Origin of the sequence: uncultured Photobacterium sp., from assembly GCF_947502415.1 — a bacterium.
Classification (GTDB): Bacteria; Pseudomonadota; Gammaproteobacteria; order Enterobacterales; family Vibrionaceae; genus Photobacterium.
The window spans coordinates 1-1,881 of record NZ_CANMZV010000072.1; the positions used below are offsets into that span (position 1 = coordinate 1).

Consider the following 1,881-nt stretch of genomic DNA (forward strand, 5'->3'; position numbering starts at 1 on the left):
GGCGAACAATCAACTCGAGCATCTAACCACTCAACACCATGTTTAACTAACGCTTCCACTTTTGAAGCAACATCATCAATAATAAATAGTTTTGGAGAAAAAGTTACTTCAAGCAATAAGTCTGGCTCTGTAGGCACAATACGCTGAGGTGTTTGTTGAAATGGGAATTCATCAAAAACGTGTTTTGAAAAAATTAAGTAATCATCTTTCATTAAAAAGCCCTCAAAAACTAGGTGCCATGTCATCAGTATCAAAGGTATAAGCAGTTAATCCACTCGCCTTACCTTCCAGAGCTATTTCATATAAAGCATTGTAGACTTCTTCTGAAAAGAAAAAGGCTTCTGTATTTTTCACCCTAAAAATATGACGATGCGAATCAGGCAAAGAATTTAACTTATCCTCTGACAAATAAAGCCGTCTAACTCGATTACGAATCAAATCTTTCTTATCTTCTTCTGGAACATCAGAGCCATGTTTTTCCGGATCGTATTTTATTATTTTAGTTTCTATTACGCTTTTTTCATCATCTTTTACATCGACTTCATTGTTTATAGCTATAATGTATCTAACTTGATCAGAATCGCCATCACTACATTTTAGTTTATTTGGATATACCTCAACCCCGTAAGGGTCAAAGCTCATAAATACTTCTGCTATCGGTGCAGTAACGCTTAAATCACCAGAATTTGTAATGTCAAACACACCAAAACTAACCATGCATTCATCTTTCCATATAATGGGATTAATAGACGAACATGGAACATAATCCATATTTGAATATAAATACTCACGTTCATCTGCAACCATGAACATCGAATTACTTTCCATCAAATCTTCATTCACATACGCAACTTTCATTTTAAACCTATATTTCTGACAATAACTTTAGCCGCCCTGATATTTTTAATTCTAAATCTACCTGTTCTTTCAACACCCACTCAACACCATCGCTATCATGTTTTCGGTTATTACACATTACCTCACGACAACCTACTTGATCTGAAGCAAAATTATAACCTGGATTACTTAATAAAAGCTCAAAATAAGAAATGTAATCACAAATCTTTTCGGAAAGCTCATCCAAGTGATCATTATATACCAGATTACTTTGATTACATTTTAACTTTTTCAACACAGATAAAAACAACGTAGATACTATTTTATGATATCCAGAAACCCTTTTTAACCCTTTTACATCTTCATTATACGTTTTCATTTCCTCTTCTGTCATAGTATTACCCTTCATCTGCTTTACATTTCTTAAAAAAGGGTTTTTCTTCTTCTCCCGAACATCTCTTTTATATTTGTTCTCATTAAAATGTTTAATGATATTTCTTCCAGTATGCCCACTCGAATGCCAAGGAAGACAATAATAACAAGCAACATGTTTTGCGAAGGCTTTATCTCTACTTGGTAGGAGGACTAAGTTTTCAAAACTATCACGATTATAGTTATGATCATTCATTTGGTTTGTTCGCCTAATTGATATTTTATCAAACAAACTATAGCTAATAAGATGATGGCTTGTTATCGGACAATCTAATTCTCTATATAGAATATGTTTTTTTATTTTTCTGGAATCATTTAACGAAGGGCGGTTTTCTTTATTTGACATTTATTTTCTCCCTTTTTTGTACCCAACACAATGCCCCTTTTGGGATGATAATGGTCGGCCACAACTTCTACATCGTTGTTGTTTTTTGCTTTTCTTTTCATTAGCCGTATCCTCACTTCTACCTGACTGTGAAGATTTACCGGTACTATGCTTTGTCTTAGCCGGATATTTTTTTTCGCTCTTTCCTAGAATTCGAGAAAACAGGTCATCAAACTCCCCCATTGCTTGCTGAAGCTTATCTGGCACCATCTTATCGACAATCTTCA

At 34.1% G+C, this 1,881-nt stretch carries 2 protein-coding genes and 2 pseudogenes; all 4 read right to left on the reverse strand.

Annotation, left to right across the window (positions count from 1 at the left end):
• Positions 1-212: pseudogene (locus Q0852_RS23490) on the reverse strand (hypothetical protein); the annotation flags it as partial.
• Positions 213-222: 10 nt separating this feature from the next.
• Positions 223-858: a DUF1629 domain-containing protein gene (locus Q0852_RS23495; protein WP_299022837.1), complete on the reverse strand. Its 636-nt coding sequence runs from the start codon at positions 856-858 to the stop codon at positions 223-225.
• Between the two features lie 7 nt (positions 859-865).
• The gene (locus Q0852_RS23500) at positions 866-1,615 is read right to left on the reverse strand and encodes an AHH domain-containing protein (RefSeq protein ID WP_299022839.1); all 750 of its coding nucleotides are present in this window, start codon (positions 1,613-1,615) and stop codon (positions 866-868) included.
• A pseudogene (locus tag Q0852_RS23505) lies at positions 1,616-1,881 on the reverse strand (hypothetical protein); the annotation flags it as partial.

Excerpts from the sequence above, each read along its gene's own strand:
- Q0852_RS23495 (WP_299022837.1), bottom strand. The coding sequence starts at position 858 with ATGAAAGTTGCGTATGTGAATGAAGATTTGATGGAAAGTAATTCGATG.
- Q0852_RS23500 (WP_299022839.1), bottom strand. The coding sequence starts at position 1,615 with ATGTCAAATAAAGAAAACCGCCCTTCGTTAAATGATTCCAGAAAAATA.